Origin of the sequence: Pseudooceanicola lipolyticus (genome assembly GCF_002786325.1) — a bacterium.
GTDB lineage: Bacteria > Pseudomonadota > Alphaproteobacteria > Rhodobacterales > Rhodobacteraceae > Pseudooceanicola_C > Pseudooceanicola_C lipolyticus.
Genome location: NZ_PGTB01000022.1, coordinates 1 through 18,674, shown reverse-complemented (window position 1 = coordinate 18,674; position 18,674 = coordinate 1). Strand labels below are relative to the sequence as shown.

Sequence of the window (18,674 nt, the reverse complement as noted above, 5' to 3'; positions counted from 1 at the left end):
GCCGGTGAATTTTTCCGCTTTTGCCGGCACCGGTGCTAAGGTCGGGTATGGCTGCGCGTGGCGACATATCCGGGTTTTATGACAGCCTGCCGCGGCTGTCCGATTTCGATGCGTTGACGCGCGCCGACAGCTATACACCGCTGCCGCAGGATTGGGTGATCGGCGCCGCCGATATCGAGGGATCGACCCAGGCAATTGCCAGGGGGCAGTACAAAACCGTCAACATGGTTGGCGCCGCGGTGATCTCGGCGCAGATCAACGGCGCCGACGGGCGCGATTTTCCCTTCGTGTTCGGCGGCGATGGTGCCGCCTTTGCGGTGCCGCCCGAGATGGCCGAAGCCTCGGCACAGGCGCTGGCGGCGGTGCAACGCTGGGCAGCCGAGGAATTTGGGCTGGTCCTGCGCACCGCGCAGGTGCCGGTGGCCGAGGTGCGTGCCGCCGGGCGCGAGGTGGCGGTGGCGCGTTACCAGGTCTCGGAAGATGTCGATTACGGCATGTTCTCGGGCGGCGGCATCACCTGGGTCGAGGCGCAGATGAAGGCCGGCGCCTATGCCCTGCCGCCGGCGCCCCCCGGGACCCAGCCCGACCTGACGGGCCTGTCGTGCCGCTGGGCCAATGTGCAGGCCGAACATGGCGTGATCCTGTCGCTGGTCATCGAACCGGTCGTCGACGTCACCAGTGCCGATTTCACCCGCCTGGCGGAACGGGTGATCGACATCGCCCATGCGCTGGACCGCGAAGGCCACCCGGTGCCGCGCAGCGGTATGAAAACCCGCTGGCCACCCCCCGGTCTGGATAACGAGGCGCATGCCACCCGCAAGGGCCGCGCGCTGGCGTGGCGGCGGCTGCAACTGCTGTTCAACACCTTCATTGCCTGGTTCTTCTTCGCCACCGGACTGCCTCTGGGACAGTTCCGGCCCGAAGCCTACCGCCAGCAGGTGACGCGCAATGCCGATTACCGCAAATTCGACGACGGGCTGAAAATGACACTGGACAGCGACGCCGCCACCGAGGCGCGGCTGCGCGCCGAGCTGGATGCGGCGCAACAGGCCGGGATCATCCGCTATGGCCTGTACCGGCAGGACGAGGCGATGATGACCTGCATCGTGCCCTCGGTCATGCAGGGCAATCATGTGCATTTCATCGACGGCGCGGCGGGTGGCTATGCCCAGGCCGCCGCCCAGATCAAGGCGGCGCCTGCGACCTAGCCGGAGACTGCAATCGCCGTCGCGGTCGCTCAGGCCAGTTGCGCAGCGAGTTCGGTGATCACGTCATAAGCCATCATCACGTCCCGTTCGGTGGTGTCGAACTGGCCGGCCTGGAACCGGATCACCATGGCGCCGTCGACGCGGGTCTGGGTCAGGTAAATCCGCCCGTCATCGTTGATCGCGTTGATCAGCGCCAGGTTCAGCGCATCCGCATCCGCAGCCCCCGGCGGGGCAAAGCGGAAGGTGAACAGCGACCACATCGGCGGCGTCACGATCTCGAATCCCGGCGTGGCGGCGATCCGGTCATGCAGCAGGTGCGACCAGGTGATGTGGTTGTGCAGCCGCCGCCGCAGGTTCTCCAGCCCATAGGCGCGCAGCACGAACCACAGTTTCAGCGCCCGGAACCGGCGGCCCAGCGGCACCGACCATTCGGAATAGTTGATCATCCCGTCGGCGCCGTGGGTCTTGAGATATTCCGGCTGGATCGCCAGCGTCTTCACCAGGTCGTCGGGTTCGCGCAGGAAATGCGCCGAGCAGTCGAACTGCACGCCCAGCCACTTGTGCGGGTTGAACACGATGCTGTCGGCGCGTTCGACCCCCTGCCACATGTGCCGGTATTCCGGACAGATCATCGCCGATCCGGCCCAGGCGGCATCGACATGGGTGTAAAGCCCGTATTTTGCCGCCACGGCCAGGCAGTCGGCAATGGGGTCGGTGGCGCCGGTGCCGGTGCCGCCGACACATAGGATCACCCCCGCCGGCGTCAGCCCGGCGGCAAGATCGGCGCGGATCGCCGCCTCCAGCGCCTGCGGATCCATGCCGCGCCAGGCGCCGGTGATCGGGATGCGCACCAGGTTGTCCTGGCCGATCCCGGCGATCCAGATCGCCCGGTCGACCGAGGTGTGCACCTCGGCCGAGGAATAGACCCTAACCTGAGGGTTTTGCGCAAGGCCACGGGTGTTTCCGGTCCAGTTCAGCGCCTTTTCCCGCATCGTCAGCACCGCCGCCAGCGTCGCCGAAGAGGCGCTGTCCTGGATCACCCCGGCAAAGGGCTCGGGCAGGGCCAGCGCCTGGCGCAGCCAATCCATCATCCGGGTTTCCATCTCGGTCGCCGCGGGCGAGGTCTGCCACAACATGCATTGCGGGGCGAGCGCCGCGGCCAGGAACTCGGCCAGGACCGAGGCCGGCGCGGCATTGGCGGCGAAATAGGCAAAGAACCGGGGATGCTGCCAATGGGTGATGCCGGGCATCACGATCCGTTCGAAATCCTCGAACACCTGTTCCAGTGGTTCGGGCTTTTCCGGCGGTGTTTCGGGCAGCGCGTTCAACACCTCGCCCGGCCGGGTCCGGGCCCGCACCGGGCGCTCGCCCACCGTGGCGTGATAGTCTTGCGCCCATGCGGCCACTTGCGCGCCCCAGGCCCCGAACTCGTTCCATTTCATTGCCCGCCTCCCCTGCTGTCCCGGCCATGCAGTCAAGCATGCCGGGTGCCGAAGCGAAAGGCGTTTCGGGTCGTGGCAGGCGGCGACGCGGCTCAGCCCGCCGCGATCATCTCGGATTGCTTGACGATCACCTCGGCCTGCTTGATCGAGGCGATATCCACCAGCCGGCCCTTGTACACCGTCGCGCCGGCGCCGGTGCGGGTGGCTTCCTCCATCGCGGCGAGGATCTCGCGCGCCTCGGCCACCTTGGAGTCGGGCGGGGTGAACACCTCGTTGGCCAGGGCGATCTGCTTGGGGTGGATCGCCCATTTGCCCACCATGCCCAGCGTCGCCGACCGCAGCGCCTGAGCGCGGAACCCGTCATCATCCGAGAAATCGCCAAACGGGCCATCAACCGGCAACAGCCCATGGGTGCGGCAGGCGGCGACAATCGCCGTCTGCGCCCAGTGCCAGGGATCCGACCAGAATTTCTGCCCCTGGTGCAGCATGTAATAATCTTCCTGCGTGCCGCCGATGCCGGTGGTCTGCATCCCCATCGAGGCGGCGAAATCGGCGGCACCCAGGCTCATCGCCTGCAACCGCGGCGAGGCGGCGGCGATCTCTTCGACATGGGCGATGCCCGCCGCGCTTTCGATGATCACTTCCAGGCTGATCGGCTTGCTGCGGCCCTTGGCGCGTTCCACCGCGGTGACCAGCGCATCGACAGCATAAATATCCGCGGCACAGCCGACCTTGGGGATCATGATCATGTCCAGCCGGTCGCCCGCCTGTTCCAGTATATCGACCACGTCGCGATACCAATAGGGCGTGTCCAGCCCGTTGATCCGGACCGACAGGGTCTTGTTGCCCCAGTCGATGTCGCCGATCGCCTCGATCACGTTCTTGCGCGCCTGCGCCTTGTCATCCGGCGACACCGAATCTTCCAGGTCCAGGTTGATCACATCCGCGGCGCTGCTGGCCATTTTCGGCGGCAGCTTGGTGTTCGAGCCGGGACCAAACAGCTGGCACCTGTTCAGACGGGCCGGGGCGGCGGGTTGAATGCGGAAGGACATATGGGACTCCGTGCGAAAGGATGTTTCATATTGATTGCATGTGGGGTTATTAAATTGCGCCGCTATGCGCAATAGCGATTGCGCAACCGCAGCATTCTCCGGGGCCGCGCCGCAAGCCGGGTGGTGACGGCCACGCGCCCTGACCGCAGCGCGCCGCAGAAAACTGGCATCCCATGGCCAATTGCAAGATTTTTGCGCAATTGGCCGGGTTTACCGAAGGATGCTGCATAGCAGCATCGCGCCACGCTGAAAACCGGAAGCGTTGCCCACGGCCAATCCCTTATCCTTGGCGGAGAATCAGAAGGAATATGAAATGATCGAGACCCCCTATCTGTTGTTCCTGGGCGACGCGCCCGACCAGTTGGCCGCCAAGGTGGCGCAGGGGATCAAGGACTGGCGGCCCGAAAACGCGGTGGGCCAGTTCCGGATGGACGGTTGCAAGGCCGATATGAAACTGGCCGATATGGACCTGGCCGCCGCCAAGGCCGCCGGCGCCAAGACGCTGGTTGTCGGCGTCGCCAACCGCGGCGGCGTGATCTCGCAGGCCTGGAAAAAGGTTCTGGTCAACGCGCTGGAGGAAGGCTTCGACCTGGCCAGCGGGCTGCACAACCTGCTGCGCGACGAGCCCGACCTGGTGGCGGTCGCCGAGGCGACCGGCCGCAAGCTGCACGATGTGCGCATCCCCTCGGTGAAATACCCGATCGCCAATGGCGTCAAGCGCAGCGGCAAGCGGATGCTGGCGGTGGGCACCGACTGTTCGGTCGGCAAGATGTACACCGCGCTGGCGGTCGACGAATCGCTGCGCAAGATGGGTGCGAAAAGCACCTTTCGCGCCACCGGCCAGACCGGCATCCTGATCACCGGCGGCGGCGTGCCGCTGGACGCGGTGATCGCCGATTTCATGGCTGGCTCGATCGAATACCTGACCCCGGACAATGACGACGATCACTGGGACCTGATCGAAGGCCAGGGCAGCCTGTTCCACGTGTCCTACTCCGGCGTCACCCTGGCGCTGGTGCATGGCGGTCAGCCCGACGCGCTGATGCTGTGCCACGAACCGACCCGCGAGCATATGCGCGGCCTGCCGGATTATCAGCTGCCGACGCTGGAAGCCCTGCGCGACACCGCGCTGCCGCTGGCCCGCGTCGCCAACCCGGCCTGCGAGGTGGTGGGCATCTCGATCAACACCCAGCATATGGGCGAGGACGAGGCGCTGAGCTATATGGCCGAGGTGGAAAAGCGGATGGGACTGCCCACCGCCGATCCCTATCGGCAGGGCGCCGACCGGCTGGCCGAAGCGCTGCTGGCGCTCTGACCCGACGACCGGGCGGGGGTGTCCCATGGCGGACACCTCCGGCGGGCGTCATGACGGCAAGAGGAAAGGCAGGGCGATGCAGATCGAGCTAACACGCGACACATTCAAGCTGGCGCAGGTCTTCACCATTTCGCGCGGATCACGGACCGAGGCGCAGGTGCTGACGGTCACGCTGCGCGACGGCGATGTTCAGGGCCAGGGCGAATGCGTGCCCTATGCGCGCTATGGCGAAACGCTCGATTCGGTCGCCGACCAGATCGCCGCGCTGCCCGCCGATCTGAGCCGCGCCGCGCTGGCCGAGCTGCTGCCGGCGGGCGCGGCGCGCAACGCGGTGGATTGCGCCCTGTGGGATCTGGAGGCCAAGCGCGCCGGCAAACCCGCCTGGCAACTGGCCGGCCTGGCCGCCCCTGGCCCGGAAATCACCGCCTTTACCCTGTCGCTGGGCACGCCCGAGGCAATGCGTGCGGATGCGGCGAAAAACGCCCAGCGCCCGCTGCTGAAGATCAAGCTGGGCACCCCGGATGACATGGCGCGGCTGGAGGCGGTGCGCGAAGGCGCGCCGGGGGCCAAGATCATCGTCGATGCCAATGAAGGCTGGACCGCCGAGGTCTATGCCGAACTGGCGCCGCATCTTGTGCGGCTGGGCGTGGCGATGGTGGAACAGCCGCTGCCCGCCAGCGACGATGGCATGCTGGCCGAGATCGAGCGGCCGCTGCCGGTTTGCGCCGACGAATCCTGCCATGACCGCAACAGCCTGCCGGGACTGAAGGGCAAATATGACATGGTCAACATCAAGCTGGACAAAACCGGCGGCCTGACCGAGGCGCTGGCCCTGCGCGATGCGGCGCGGGCCGAGGGCTATGAGATCATGGTCGGCTGCATGGTGGGGTCCTCGCTGGCGATGGCGCCCGCGGTGCTGGTGGCGCAGGGCGCGGCGGTTGTGGATCTTGACGGGCCGCTGCTTCTGGCCGAAGACCGCGCCACGCCGTTGCACTATGACGCGGCCGGGGTGCACCCGCCCGAGGCGGCGCTTTGGGGCTGAGGCCCAAGCGGCGATGGGCACGAAAATAAGAACTGGGGACGTAAGATGAGCCGGATTGTCTATGTGAACGGAGACTACCTGCCGGAGGAAGAGGCGAAGATCTCGATCTTCGACCGCGGCTTCCTGATGGCGGATGGCGTCTATGAGGTGACCAGCGTGCTGGATGGCAAGCTGCTGGATTTCGGCGGCCACGCCGCGCGGCTGGAACGCAGCCTGACCGAGCTGGACATGGCGGCACCGGCCACCACCGAGGAACTGCTGGAAATTCACCGCGCGCTGGTGGAGAAAAACGGCATCGTCGATGGGCTGGTCTATCTTCAGATCACCCGCGGCGCGCCGGGCGACCGTGACTTTGCCTTCCCCGATCCCGCAACCACGCCCTCGACCATCGTGCTGTTCACCCAGAACAAGCCCGGCCTGGCCGACAGCCCGCAGGCCCGGGCGGGGATCAAGGTGATTTCGGTGCCCGACATCCGCTGGCACCGGCGCGACATCAAGACGGTACAGCTGCTTTACCCGTCGATGGCCAAGATGATGGCCAAGAAGGCCGGCGCCGACGATGCCTGGATGGTCGAAGACGGCTATGTGACCGAGGGCAGCTCGAACAATGCCTATATCGTCAAGGGCGGCAAGATCATCACCCGGCAGCTGTCCAACGACATCCTGCACGGCATCACCCGCGCCGCCGTTCTGCGTTTTGCCCGCGAGGCGCAGATGGAAGTGGAAGAGCGCAACTTTACCATCGACGAGGCCAAGGAAGCGGACGAGGCGCTGGTCACCTCGGCCTCGTCCTTCGTGATGCCGGTGGTCGAGATCGACGGCGTCGCCCTGGGCGATGGCACCCCCGGCCGCGTGGCGCGCCGCCTGCGGGAAATCTATCTGGACGAAAGCCGCAAGACCGCGATCTGACGGCGTGACCCGACCGTCCGCCGAGCCCAGCAGGCGGACCCGGTGTTGCTTGCGCTCACCTGAGCGCGCCGGATCGCCGGCGCGCCGCTTGCGGCATGGCCGGGCACCGCCTATGCGTTAACCGTAGTATCCGGTTTCTCCGAAAGAGAGTGTAACGCGCGCCATGTCCATCGTTCTGACCCTGTTGCTGGTTCTGCTTCTCGCCTTGGCCCTGCTGTTTGGCTGGCTGTTTCTCAGAACCCGGTCGCTCGCCCGTGAGGCCGAAGCCACCGTGCCGCAGGCGGGCCAGGTGGTGCCGGTCGAGGGCGGCGCGATCCATTATGTCGAATACGGCAAGCCCGATGCGCCGCCGGTGGTGCTGATCCATGGGATCTCGGCGCAGCTGCAACATTTCACCTATGCGGTCGCCCCCTTGCTGAGCGAAGAGTTCCGGGTGATCGTGATCGACCGGCCCGGCTGCGGTTATTCCCGGCGGGACCGCGACGAATTGGCCGCCTTGCCCGAACAGGCGCGGATGATCGGCGAATTCCTGGACAATCTGGGAATCGAAAAGCCGGTGATCGCGGGCCATTCGCTGGGCGGCGCGGTGACCCTGGCCATCGCGCTGGACCGGCCGGACAAGACCGCCGCCATCGCCCTGATCGCGCCCGCCACCCAGATGCAGGACAAGGTCGACCCGATCTTCAAGGGGCTTGAGATCCGCTCGCCTTTCATGCGGCGGCTGATCGGCCATACCATCGCCGTGCCGGCGGCCAAGGCCAGCGCCGCGCAGGTGCTGGCCCATGCCTTTGCCCCGGAATCGCCGGCCGCTGATTTCATGACCCGCGCCGGCGCGGCGCTGGGCCTGCGGCCCAAGGCGTTTATCACCGGATCGTCCGATCTGGTCATGCTGGAAGGCGCGATGCCGAAACAGGTGGTGCGCTATGACAAGCTGAAGGTGAAGGGCGGCATTCTCTACGGCACCGAAGACAAGGTGCTAAGCGCCGACCTGCACGGGCGCTCGATGATGCGCTATGGCCTGTCGTATGACGAACTGGAGGGGCGCGGGCATATGTTGCCGATCACCGCCCCCGAGGATTGCGCCAATTTCATCCGGCGCATCGCCGAACGGGCCAAACCGCCGGCGCCCGCAGCCGAGCCCCCGGCCGAGCCCCCGGCCGACATGCCGTACACCGGCGGCGAAGCCTAGCGCTTTTCGACATTCTCGCGAAAGGACGTGTCGAACGCCGCTTTCTGCTCGGGCGTCGCCTCGGCCTGGTGACGGGTTTTCCATTCATCATAGGGCATGCCGTAAAACGCGGTGCGCCCGTCTTCCTTGCTCATCTCGATGCCGCGTTCATTGGCGGCCTCCTGGTACCAGCGGCTCAGGCAGTTGCGGCAGAACCCGGCCAGGTTCATCAGGTCGATATTCTGCACATCCACCCGATCTTCCATCAGGTGCTTTTTCAACCGGCGAAAGGCGGCGGCTTCCAGTTCGATTTCGGTCTGGCGGTCCATGGCGGTCTCCTGTGCTCTGTGCTGTCATTTAGCGCCGGGGGCGCAACGGATCGACCGCTTTTGGCCCCGGCCCGGTGTCAAAGCCCGGTGAGGTCCAGCGCCCGGGTCAGGATCGGCGCCAGCCGCGCCGCCCAGGCGTGTTGCAGGTGGTGATCGGCGATCAGGTCGTTGCGCAGCTCAATCAGCACGTTGGGGCGGCCAAACGCGCTGGCATGACGGTCGATCGCGTCGCCGGGCAGATGGCCACCATAGGGCTGATTCTGGCCGACGACCAAGTCGGGCTCCGCCTGCAGCAGCCGCAACAGCGGATCGGACAGCCGGGTATCGGCGGCATGCAGGACGCCGACATGCCAGGGCCGCGGGTCACGGCCGCGCAGTTGCCGGGTGAAGGAATGCACCGACACGATCACCGCATGCGGCAGCGCCGCCATGCGCGCCAGCTGATCGTGGTAGGGGCGGTAATATTGTGCAAGCCGCCGTTCCCGCTCGGCCGGGTCGGCATAGCGGTTTGCCGGAATGATCGTCCCGTCATAGAGTTTCATCAGCACGGTTGGATCGTCCTCGCCCCGGTTCGGGTCGATGACCAGCCGCGAGAAGTTGGAGGCAATCACCGGAGAGTCGAGCAATTGACCCAAGTGCTGCGCCAGCCCATAGGCGCCGACGTCATAGGCGATATGGCGTTCCATATCCTCGCGCGGCAGGCCCAGGTCGCCGCCATTCACATCGGGCGGCACCGTATTGGTCGCGTGATCGCAGGTGATCAGCCAGCGGCCGGGCCGATCTTCGCCATGAATGTAGAAGGGTTGATATGTCATGTGCCTGTTCGATTGTTGCCCGATGATCTAGGCCAGTTGCCCGCAAATGGGAATTGGGCCATAACCGGAACTGGAATGTTTGCGTTAACAGAAGCTGATTTGAGGATTGCCGGAGCATGAGACGCCTGCGCAACGTGAAAATCGTTGCAACCCTTGGTCCGTCATCGGACACTTATGACACCATCCGCGCGCTGCACGAAGCCGGCGCTGATGTGTTCCGCCTGAACATGAGTCACGGCACACATGACGAGATCAGGGCCAAACATGCGATCATCCGGCAGGTCGAAAAAGACCTGGAAAGCCCGATTGCCATTCTGGCCGACCTGCAAGGCCCCAAGCTGAGGGTCGGCACCTTCGAATATGGCGAGGAAACCCTGGAGGAAGGCGCGCCGTTCCGGTTGGACCTGGACAAGGACAAGGGCGACCGCAGCCGCGTCTGCCTGCCCCATCCCGAGATTTTCGCCGCGCTGACCCCCGGCGCGCATCTGCTGGTCAATGACGGCAAGATCCGGCTGAAGGTGAAGGACTGCGGGCCCGACTTCGCCAATTGCACGGTGGTCACCGGCGGCGTGATTTCCAACCGCAAGGGGGTGAACGTGCCCGATGTGGTGTTGCCGCTGGCCGCGCTCAGCAAGAAGGACCGCGGCGACCTGGAATTCGCCTGCGCGCTGGGCGTCGACTGGCTGGCGCTGTCCTTCGTCCAGCGGCCCAGCGATGTCGAGGAAGCGCGCGATCTGGCCAAGGACCGCGCGGCGATCCTGTCGAAAATCGAAAAACCCGCGGCGGTGGAAAATTTCGACGCCATCCTCGAGGTGTCCGACGGCATCATGGTGGCGCGCGGTGATTTGGGCGTGGAACTGCCGGTGCAGGCGGTGCCGCCGATCCAGAAGCGGCTGACCCGGAAATGCCGGGCCGCGGCCAAGCCGGTGATCGTGGCGACCCAGATGCTGGAATCGATGATCGAAAGCCCGATGCCCACCCGCGCCGAGGTGTCGGATGTCGCCACCGCGATTTACGAAGGCACCGATGCGATCATGCTGTCGGCGGAATCGGCGGCCGGGCAATACCCGATCGAGGCGGTGACCACGATGGACAAGGTCGCGGCCGAGGTCGAAAACGACCCCAACTATATGCAGATCATCGCCGCCTCGCGCGGTGGCCGGCAATCCGGTGTGGCCGATGCAATCGTCGCGGCGGCGCGCGAAATCGCCGAGACCACGGATATCAAGGTGATCTGCTGTTTTACGCAAAGCGGCACCACCGCCCTTCTGGTGGCGCGTGAACGGCCCGGTGTGCCGATCATCGCGCTGACCTCGGAAATGGGCACCGCGCGGCGCCTGGCGCTCAGCTGGGGCTGCAATTGCGTGATCGTCGAAAAGCTGGACCGCTTCAAGATGGCGGTGGTCAATGCCGCGCGTGTCGCCCGCGCCGGCGGCTTTGCCACCGAGGAAGACCAGATCGTGGTGACCGCAGGCGTGCCGTTCAACGTCCCCGGCACCACCAACATCTTGCGGGTGGCACCCTGTGACGAGCGTCTGATCTACAACACCGACCCAGGATAAAAGTTGCGGTGTCTTGGTCCTGGCCGGTAATCGCGGCATGATGCACGCATGAATCCTGACCTGCTTCTGGTACTTGGGCTGATCGTCATCACCCTGTCGATTCCGGCGATCCTTTCGGCGCTCAGCGATCGCCGCGCCCCGCGCGCGCCGATCATGACCATCCTGATCGGCGGCGCGATGATCCTCTATGCCGCGACGACCAAGCCGGGCGGCTACCGCCTGGAGGATATTCCCACCGCGATCTACACGGTGGTTGGAGAGATCCTGCCCTAGGCACAAACGCTGCCGACAATCCCGGCGCACCCAACTTCGCGCTTGCAACGGCGGGGTATTCTGCGTAAACGGCGCCTCTCATCCGCGCGACCGGCCGATGTGGCATGCCGAGTCGCACGTACACCGACCCGAATGAAGGAGACGGAAATGCCCAAGATGAAGACCAAGTCGAGCGCTAAGAAGCGCTTCAAGGTTTCAGCGACCGGAAAGGTCATCAGCGCGCAGGCCGGCAAACGCCATGGCATGATCAAGCGCACCAAGAAATTCATCCGCGACGCACGCGGCACCACCACGCTGAGTGCCCCCGACGCCAAGATCGTCAAGGGCTATATGCCCTACGACCGCTGAGAGGAGGCCTGAGAAATGTCCCGAGTCAAAGGTGGAACCGTCACCCACGCCCGTCACAAGAAGGTCCTGAAGGCCGCCAAAGGTTACTATGGCCGCCGCAGCACCACCTTCAAGGTCGCAACCCAGGCCGTCGACAAGGCCAACCAATACGCGACCCGCGACCGCAAGAACCGCAAGCGCAACTTCCGCGCCCTGTGGATCCAGCGGATCAACGCCGCCGTGCGCGCGCATGACGAAGCACTGACCTATTCCCGCTTCATCAACGGCCTGACGCTGGCCGGGATCGAGGTGGACCGCAAGGTGCTGGCCGACTTGGCCGTGCACGAGCCGGACGCTTTCGGCGCAATTGTCGAGCAGGCCAAGGGTGCGCTGACCGCCTAAGCCGGCGCCCCTGGTAAAATCCGAAAACGCGTCGCCCCGGGGGCGGCGCGTTTTTTGTTTGCCGCTCCCCGCGCGGTGGGAAAGAAAATGGGATGTCGCATGTTGCGCGGAGAGCTCTTCGCATCCGCGCAGCAGTCTCAAGCGCCGGACCGGTACAGATGACCGGTCCGGCCCTTCCGGTCATGCATAGGCACCGGCCGAATAAGTCAACTCGTAGCCGTGGCTGTAGACCTCGAAGACAATCCCGAACGGGTCTTCGACATAAACCATGCGATAGGGCTTTTGGTCGGGGAAGTATTCGCGCACCGGCATCCGCTGCCGGCCGCCGGCCGCGACGATCCGCTGCACCAGCCCTTCGACATCGGGGTCCTGCACGGCAAAGTGAAAGGTGCCGTGACGCTTGTTTTCAAGGTTGTTTTCCGGCGCATAGTTGCCGGGAAACTCGAACAGTTCGATGCCGATGCCGTCCGCCGTCGACAGGTGCGCGATCCTGAGCGACCCCCATCCGGGGCCGAACACGTCGGTGCACATGACACCGATGGCGCTGTCGTCCTCGATGGCCTCGGAGGGCTGCATCACGACATAAAAGCCAAGAACGTCGGTATAGAATTTCACCGCGGCGTCGAGGTCGGGCACCGACAGGCCGATATGCGAGAAGGTGCGGGGGGTCTGGTTCATTTGGGGTCTCCGGCAATGTTGCAATAACGCCGATGTAGACAGGGCAAGGCGGTTCGTGAAATTATCAAATATCATAAAAATCATAACATGACGCAAACAACCTGATGCTCAACGCAACCTGGCTCCAAACCTTCACCATGCTGTGTGAAACCGGGCATTTCACCCGCACCGCCGAGCGGTTGAATATGACCCAACCCGGCGTGTCCCAGCATCTGCGGAAGCTCGAACAGCAGATCGGCCAAGCTCTGATCAGCCAGCACGGCAAGAGTTTCACCCTCACACCGGCCGGCGAAGCGCTCTACGCGCTCGGCCTGTCGCGCCAAGCCGAAGAAAAGCGTCTGCGCGAGGCGATCATGGCGGACGACCAGAATGTCGGCGAAGTGCGGATCGGCTGTTCGGGCAGCTTCGCCATGCTGCTCTACCCGATCCTATTGCAATGGATGGCCGCGGCGCCGGAACTGGGCGTGCATCTCAAGGCAGCGCCGCAGGCAGACATCTTGTCGGGTCTGCTGGAGGGGCGGTTCGATCTTGGGGTGCTTGGCACCGATCCCGATCACGCGCGGCTGGAGGCGCAGAAGGTCGGGCGCGAGGAATTGTGCCTTGTGCTGCCCGCAGCGGCGGCCGATGCGGCGGTGACATTCGCCGAACTCGAGGCACGCGGCTTCATCGCGCATCCCGATGGCTATGCCTATGCCGACGACCTGCTGAACTTGAATTTTCCCGGCACCTATCCCGGGTCCGACCGGATGCGCGTCCGGGGCTACGTGAACCAGATCGGACAGATCCCCGCACCGGTCTCCGCGGGGATCGGCTATACGCTTCTGCCACGCAGCGGTGTCGAGGCGTTTGCACGCAAAGAGCAACTTGGCGTGGTGCAACTTCCGAAACGCCGTTGGCATGACCTGTGGCTCGTCACGCGCCGCGCACGCCCGTTATCGGCACGCCTGGCCCATGCCCGCACGCTGGCGATCGAGGCCGCCGGGCAGCTGAGGTGAACGCCGCGCCCCGGCGCCCGGGCGGATCGGCACGCGTTGCGCGGCCGCCTTTCCGGCGCGTGCCGGGCCGGGCCTCCACCACCAAATTGCGCCAAGGCTTGCACGCCGGCGCAATCTTTGCCATGTGCCAGCGGAACCAAGACCACCCGCGCAAGGGGCGAGAGAGATGAAATTCACCCTGTCCTGGCTCAAGGACCACCTGGAGACCGAGGCCAGCCTCGACGAGATCACCGAGGCCCTGACCGATCTGGGGCTGGAGGTGGAAGAGGTGTTCAACCCCGCCGACAGGCTGAAGGACTTCACCCTGGGTCATGTCACCCATGCCGAACAGCACCCCGATGCCGACCGGCTGCGGGTTTGCAAGGTGGCCACCGGCGAGGGCGAATTGCAGATCATCTGCGGCGCACCCAATGCCCGCGAGGGCATCACCGTGGTGGTGGCCCGCCCCGGCGTTTACGTGCCGGGCATCGACACCACCATCGGTGTCGGCAAGATCCGCGGCATCGAAAGCCACGGCATGATGTGTTCCGAGCGCGAAATGGAACTGAGCGAGGAACATGACGGCATCATCGAGCTGCCGTCCGGCGCGGTCGGCGACCGCTTCATCGACTGGCTGGCCGAAAACGACCCGGCCAAGGTCGACCCGGTGATCGAGATCGCGATCACCCCCAACCGGCCAGATGCGCTGGGCGTTGCCGGCATTGCCCGCGATCTGGCGGCGCGCGGCCTGGGCAGGCTCAAGGAACGCGCGATCGAGCCGGTGCCGGGCGAATATCCCTGCCCGGTCAGCGTGAGCATCGACGACGACACGCTGGATGGCTGCCCGGTCTTTGCCGGCCGGCTGATCCGCGACGTGCGCAACGGCCCCTCGCCGCAATGGCTGCAGGATTTGCTGCGCGCCATCGGGCTGCGGCCGATCTCGCTGCTGGTCGATATCACCAACTATTTCACCTTCGACCGCAACCGCCCGCTGCATGTGTTCGATGCCGACAAGATGCAGGGCGGGCTGCGGGTACACCGTGCCAAGGGCGGCGAGACCATCCTGGCGCTGGATGAAAAAACCTACACGCTGCAACCGGGCATGATGGTGATCTCGGACCAGAACGGCCCCGAGAGCATTGCCGGCATCATGGGCGGCGAACACAGCGGCGTCACCGCCGAGACCCGCAATGTCTTTGTCGAATCCGCGTTCTGGGATTTCATCCAGATCGCCCATGCCGGCCGCGCGCTGAAGATCAATTCCGATGCGCGCTATCGTTTCGAGCGCGGCGTCGACCCGGAATTCACCCTGCCGGGGCTGGAACTGGCCACGCAGATGATCCTCGACCTTTGCGGCGGCGAGGCCTCCGAAGTGGTGGTGGCGGGCGCGGTGCCGGATCATTCCCGCGCCTATCGGCTGAACCCCGCCCGGGTGCAAAGCCTGGTGGGCATGGAGATTCCCGAAAGCGACCAGCGCCAGACGCTGACGCGGCTGGGCTTCCGGCTCGAGGGCAACATGGCCCATGTGCCCAGCTGGCGGCCCGACGTGCAGGGCGAGGCCGACCTGGTCGAAGAGGTGGCGCGCATCGCCTCGCTGACCAGGCTGGAAGGCAAGCCGCTGCCGCGCCTGACCGAGGGCATGCCGCGCCCGGTGATGACGCCGGGCCAGCGCCGCGAACAGGCGGCGCGGCGGACCTGCGCCGCGCTGGGCTATAATGAATGCGTGTCCTATTCCTTCATCGACCAGGCCAGCGCCGCGCTGTTCGGCGGCGGCGATGACGCGACGATGCTGGAAAACCCGATCAGCTCGGAAATGAGCCACATGCGCCCGGCGCTGCTGCCGGGGCTGCTGCAGGCGGCGGCGCGTAATCAGGCGCGCGGTTTCATGGACCTGGCCCTGTTCGAGATCGGCCCCGCCTTCCACGGCGGCGAGCCGCAGGAAGAACATGTGCTGGTCACCGGCCTGCTGGTGGGCCGCACCGGGCCCAAGGACGTGCACGGCGCCGCGCGCCCGGTCGACCTGTATGACGCCAAGGCCGATGCCGAGGCGGTGCTGGCCGCGATGGGCGCACCGGCCAGGGTGCAGATCCTGCGCGGCGCCAGCGACTGGTGGCATCCCGGCCGCCACGGGCGCATCTGCCTCGGCCCCAAGAAGATGCTGGGCGTGTTCGGCGAGCTGCACCCCAAGGTGCTGCGCGCGCTGGACGTCAAGGGCCCGGCGGTGGCCTTCACCCTCTGGCCCGAGGAAATCCCGGCGGCGCGCAAGGCGCTGGCCACCCGCTCGGCACTGGAGCTGCGCGACCTGCAGGCGGTGGAACGCGATTTCGCCTTCGTGGTCGATGCCGATGTCGAGGCGCTGACCCTGGTCAATGCCGCGGCCGGCGCCGACAAGGCGCTGATCGAGGATGTGCGCGTCTTCGACGAGTTCATCGGCGGCGCGCTGGGCGAGGGCAAGAAATCGCTGGCGCTGACGGTCCGGCTGCAGCCGGCCGACAAGACGCTGACCGATGCCGAGATCGAGGCGATCAGCGGCAAGATCGTCGACAAGGTCGCCAAGGCCACCGGCGGCGTGCTGCGCGGCTAGGCGGCGCCTGTCCGGTTGCCGTCCCGGCCCCTGCGCGGCCCGGGGCGGTGCGCAAAATTGATCCAATCCGGCAGCTGTGCTATCGCTGGCGCCATCACGCGGTGGCCGCCCGGGGTTTGCCGCCGCGGTGGCCTGCGCCGGAGGCACCGCATTGAAACAGGCTCTCGTCGCCCTTTGCACCGCCATTCTGCCGGCGCTGACCGCCGCACCGGCCGCGGCGCAGATGAAAACCTACGAGATCGTCGACCGCCACGGGTTTGACCAGCCGCTGGTGGCCTATTCGCTGGACATCCCGCGGGACTGGCAGGCCGAGGGTCAGATCCTGTGGCAGAAGCCCTGCAGCGGCAACGAGCTGTACGAGCTGGTGCTGACCGCGCGTTCGCCCGACGGGCTGACCGGGCTGCGGGTGATGCCGGGGCACCAGATCCTGTGGATGGACACGGCGATGGGCGGGCTCGACCCCTATATGACCCAGCTGATGCGCGCCGAGATCGAAGCCCAGCGCAACAAGCTGCGCACCCAGTTCCGCGGCTCGAACTGCCATGTGGCGCAGATCACCGACCCCGAACAGATCTTCAACACGCTGGTTCTGCAAAAGCGGCCGCCCGGCACGCAGGTGATCGCGCGCAGGCCGAACGCGGCGCTAAGGGCCAGCCTGAGCCAGGTGCTGGGCCCGTCGCAGCCGGGCTTCCAGGTGTTTCACGACGCCTTCGACGTGCAGATGACCTATGCGCTGAACGGCGTCCCGGTGATCGAGCGGATGGGATTTTCCTGGTACATGTTCCAGACCGAGTTCCATGACCCCACCATGCGCAGTCTCAGCCAGCACACCGTGGTCAATGCGCTGCAATTCGACTGGGCGCCAACCGCCCGGCAGGCGGCCGATCACGCCGTTCTGAAACAGATCGCCGCCAGTTTCCGCGCCAATCCCGACTGGCAGAAACGGGTGCTGGAAGTACAGCGCAAGATCGCGGAACAGCGCCGCCAGCACCATGCCGACGCGGCCGAGCGGCGCAAATGGGACCGGCTGTATCGCGATATCGTCGATGACATCCAGCATTACCGCTTTCTGGATTACATCCGGCAGTAGAGTTGGCCTTCGAGACCGCGCAACCTGCCCGGAACAAGGCGCGCAGCGCCGCCGGGCAGCGCCCGACCGCCCCCCGGGCGGGCGCTTCTTCACCGTCGATCACCCGCACCCCCCCAGGATTTGGCTCGACGATAAAGCACTGACCTCACAGGGAGTTGCGCCCACCCGCGGTCGGGCCCTGCCCTGTGTTGCGATGGCCGATCCCGCCTCAATCGCCCACCATCGCGCTTACCACCCGTTCCAGCCGCGCCGCCAGATCGCGGTCGGACACGGTGCGGCGCACCACGGCGCGGGCGGCTTCTTCGGACTGCACGCCCTCGCGTTTCAAATGGCCCAGCACGCCGATCAGGCTGCGTTCGGCGCAGGTGTCCCGGCGATAGGCCCAGACCGGCACCTCGCCGGCCAGCGCCGCCCGCGATTCCAGGCCGCAGCGGTGCTGTGGCGCGGCGTTGCGCCAGAACAGCGTCATCAGGTCGGCCAGCGCCGAGCTGTCATCGGCGAAATAGCTGTGCGACAGCATGTCCTCGCCCAGTTCCGACATGTCGATGCTGTCGATATGGGCATCGCTCAGCGTGGTGGCGCCGCCGATTCCGGCCCGCGGCATATCGCCATGCAGCTTGCGCGAGGCGGTCAGCGCCCAGTCTTCTTCCGAAGCGTACAGCGTCAACCGCCGCGCCACCGGCCGGATCGTCGGCAGCATCGCCTTGAACAGGCCGGCATCCACATCCGGCGCGGCAAAGATCACCTGGCCAAATACCGGCGCATCCCCCGGCTGCAGCCCGTGGCGCAACGCCAGCAGCTCCAGCGCATCGGTCAGCGCCCGGTTGCCCATGGAATGGGCGACGATATGGATGGTCTCCGCCCCCGAGCGCGCCACCAGGTCATCCAGGAAACGGCTCAACCGCCGGCCCGACAGCCGCACCACCGCGGTGTCGGCGACATAGCCCACGGTGCTGCCGCGCGAGGGCCAGGAATAGAGGATCGGCACGCCGTCGTAATTCATGTCATAGGCCATCTGCGCCGCCCGCCGCGCCGCCTGGTCGAAGCGCACGTTATAGCCATGGACGAAGACAAAGGCTTCCTTGCCCGGTGCATCGGCAAACACCGATTGCAGCCGGCTGTAGAACGCCTGTTCCGCCAGCGGCGTAATGCGTTGCAGCACCACGTGCTTGGCCGGGTCGGCGCGGAATTCCAGCCGCCAGATCGACGGCGCCTCGACCACGCCGGGGGTGTGTGTTTCGGGGATCGAGACGGTGGCGATGCCCAGTTCCAAAGCGCCCCGGTCGGCACCGTAAAAGGTATTCGGGTCATCCTCGCCGCTGCGGGCGCGGTCGGTGGCGTAATAGACATCGACCTCGCGAAAGCCGGGATTGTCACCGCGCGTCACCGGGTCGGCCGGCGCCGCCAGCGCCGCCTGGGCCGCGTCGCGATAAGAACGCGCGGTTTCGGCCTCGCCCAGCAGGTCGGACAGGCGCGCCAGGCGGGCCAGATCGCCGGCGATCAC

At 65.9% G+C, this 18,674-nt stretch carries 18 protein-coding genes; 12 read left to right on the top strand and 6 right to left on the bottom strand.

From position 1 onward, the window contains the following. The first annotated feature begins 47 nt into the window (after nucleotides 1-47). Nucleotides 48-1,208 (top strand): DUF3095 domain-containing protein, encoded by a 1,161-nt coding sequence (locus CVM52_RS08675; protein WP_100162116.1) that lies wholly within the window; start codon nucleotides 48-50, stop codon nucleotides 1,206-1,208. 29 nt (nucleotides 1,209-1,237) lie between these two features. On the opposite strand, the gene CVM52_RS08670 is transcribed toward CVM52_RS08675, so the two are convergent. After that, nucleotides 1,238-2,650, bottom strand: a complete 1,413-nt coding sequence (locus CVM52_RS08670) for a pyridoxal phosphate-dependent decarboxylase family protein (protein ID WP_100162115.1) — start codon at nucleotides 2,648-2,650, stop codon at nucleotides 1,238-1,240. A gap of 92 nt (nucleotides 2,651-2,742) precedes the next feature. Beyond that, nucleotides 2,743-3,702 (bottom strand): L-malyl-CoA/beta-methylmalyl-CoA lyase, encoded by a 960-nt coding sequence (locus tag CVM52_RS08665; protein WP_100162114.1) that lies wholly within the window; start codon nucleotides 3,700-3,702, stop codon nucleotides 2,743-2,745. A gap of 313 nt (nucleotides 3,703-4,015) precedes the next feature. Here CVM52_RS08665 and dgcN point away from each other — a divergent pair, with 313 nt between their 5' ends. The 4 genes from dgcN (at nucleotide 4,016) to CVM52_RS08645 (ending at nucleotide 8,157) form a co-directional block, all read left to right on the top strand. Further along, nucleotides 4,016-5,017 (top strand): N-acetyltransferase DgcN, encoded by a 1,002-nt coding sequence (gene dgcN / locus CVM52_RS08660; protein WP_100162136.1) that lies wholly within the window; start codon nucleotides 4,016-4,018, stop codon nucleotides 5,015-5,017. Between the two features lie 76 nt (nucleotides 5,018-5,093). After that, on the top strand, nucleotides 5,094-6,059 hold the full coding sequence (gene dgcA / locus CVM52_RS08655) for an N-acetyl-D-Glu racemase DgcA (RefSeq protein ID WP_100162113.1): 966 nt from the start codon (nucleotides 5,094-5,096) through the stop codon (nucleotides 6,057-6,059). A 45-nt stretch (nucleotides 6,060-6,104) separates the two neighbouring features. Next, nucleotides 6,105-6,968 carry a D-amino-acid transaminase gene (locus CVM52_RS08650; protein ID WP_100162112.1) on the top strand — a complete coding sequence of 288 codons (864 nt, stop codon included), beginning with the start codon at nucleotides 6,105-6,107 and terminating at the stop codon, nucleotides 6,966-6,968. Nucleotides 6,969-7,131: 163 nt separating this feature from the next. Continuing rightward, nucleotides 7,132-8,157, top strand: coding sequence for an alpha/beta fold hydrolase (locus CVM52_RS08645; RefSeq protein ID WP_100162111.1), 1,026 nt, complete (start codon nucleotides 7,132-7,134; stop codon nucleotides 8,155-8,157). Here the strand turns inward: CVM52_RS08645 and CVM52_RS08640 are convergent. Together CVM52_RS08640 and CVM52_RS08635 are read right to left on the bottom strand one after the other, a co-directional pair. Further along, nucleotides 8,154-8,465 carry a DUF1244 domain-containing protein gene (locus CVM52_RS08640; RefSeq protein ID WP_100162110.1) on the bottom strand — a complete coding sequence of 104 codons (312 nt, stop codon included), beginning with the start codon at nucleotides 8,463-8,465 and terminating at the stop codon, nucleotides 8,154-8,156. The genes CVM52_RS08645 and CVM52_RS08640 overlap by 4 nt on opposite strands. Nucleotides 8,466-8,542: 77 nt before the next feature. Then, nucleotides 8,543-9,280, bottom strand: coding sequence for an N-formylglutamate amidohydrolase (locus tag CVM52_RS08635; protein WP_100162109.1), 738 nt, complete (start codon nucleotides 9,278-9,280; stop codon nucleotides 8,543-8,545). 116 nt (nucleotides 9,281-9,396) lie between these two features. Here CVM52_RS08635 and pyk point away from each other — a divergent pair, with 116 nt between their 5' ends. From pyk to rplT, 4 genes are all read left to right on the top strand, one after another. Further along, entirely contained in the window at nucleotides 9,397-10,842 is a 1,446-nt protein-coding gene (gene pyk / locus CVM52_RS08630) for a pyruvate kinase (protein WP_100162108.1), read from the top strand. Between the two features lie 48 nt (nucleotides 10,843-10,890). Further along, nucleotides 10,891-11,115: a hypothetical protein gene (locus tag CVM52_RS08625; RefSeq protein WP_100162107.1), complete on the top strand. Its 225-nt coding sequence runs from the start codon at nucleotides 10,891-10,893 to the stop codon at nucleotides 11,113-11,115. Nucleotides 11,116-11,262: 147 nt separating this feature from the next. Further along, complete coding sequence (gene rpmI / locus CVM52_RS08620; protein ID WP_100162135.1) at nucleotides 11,263-11,463, top strand: 50S ribosomal protein L35; 201 nt, start codon at nucleotides 11,263-11,265, stop codon at nucleotides 11,461-11,463. Nucleotides 11,464-11,478: 15 nt separating this feature from the next. Continuing rightward, a complete protein-coding gene (gene rplT, locus CVM52_RS08615) occupies nucleotides 11,479-11,844 on the top strand; it encodes a 50S ribosomal protein L20 (protein ID WP_100162106.1) in 366 nt (121 codons plus the stop codon). Nucleotides 11,845-12,024: 180 nt separating this feature from the next. Here the strand turns inward: rplT and CVM52_RS08610 are convergent, their stop codons facing one another. Further along, on the bottom strand, nucleotides 12,025-12,522 hold the full coding sequence (locus tag CVM52_RS08610; RefSeq protein ID WP_100162105.1) for a lactoylglutathione lyase family protein: 498 nt from the start codon (nucleotides 12,520-12,522) through the stop codon (nucleotides 12,025-12,027). Nucleotides 12,523-12,626: 104 nt separating this feature from the next. Between CVM52_RS08610 and CVM52_RS08605 the strand changes: the two genes are divergently transcribed. The 3 genes from CVM52_RS08605 (at nucleotide 12,627) to CVM52_RS08595 (ending at nucleotide 17,170) form a co-directional block, all read left to right on the top strand. Then, nucleotides 12,627-13,517: a LysR family transcriptional regulator gene (locus CVM52_RS08605; protein WP_100162104.1), complete on the top strand. Its 891-nt coding sequence runs from the start codon at nucleotides 12,627-12,629 to the stop codon at nucleotides 13,515-13,517. Between the two features lie 166 nt (nucleotides 13,518-13,683). Further along, entirely contained in the window at nucleotides 13,684-16,080 is a 2,397-nt protein-coding gene (gene pheT / locus CVM52_RS08600) for a phenylalanine--tRNA ligase subunit beta (protein WP_100162103.1), read from the top strand. A gap of 151 nt (nucleotides 16,081-16,231) precedes the next feature. After that, a complete protein-coding gene (locus tag CVM52_RS08595) occupies nucleotides 16,232-17,170 on the top strand; it encodes a hypothetical protein (RefSeq protein WP_100162102.1) in 939 nt (312 codons plus the stop codon). Between the two features lie 208 nt (nucleotides 17,171-17,378). On the opposite strand, the gene CVM52_RS08590 is transcribed toward CVM52_RS08595, so the two are convergent. Next, nucleotides 17,379-18,674 (bottom strand): alpha/beta hydrolase (locus tag CVM52_RS08590; RefSeq protein WP_172720951.1); only part of this gene is annotated, 1,296 nt, incomplete at its 5' end.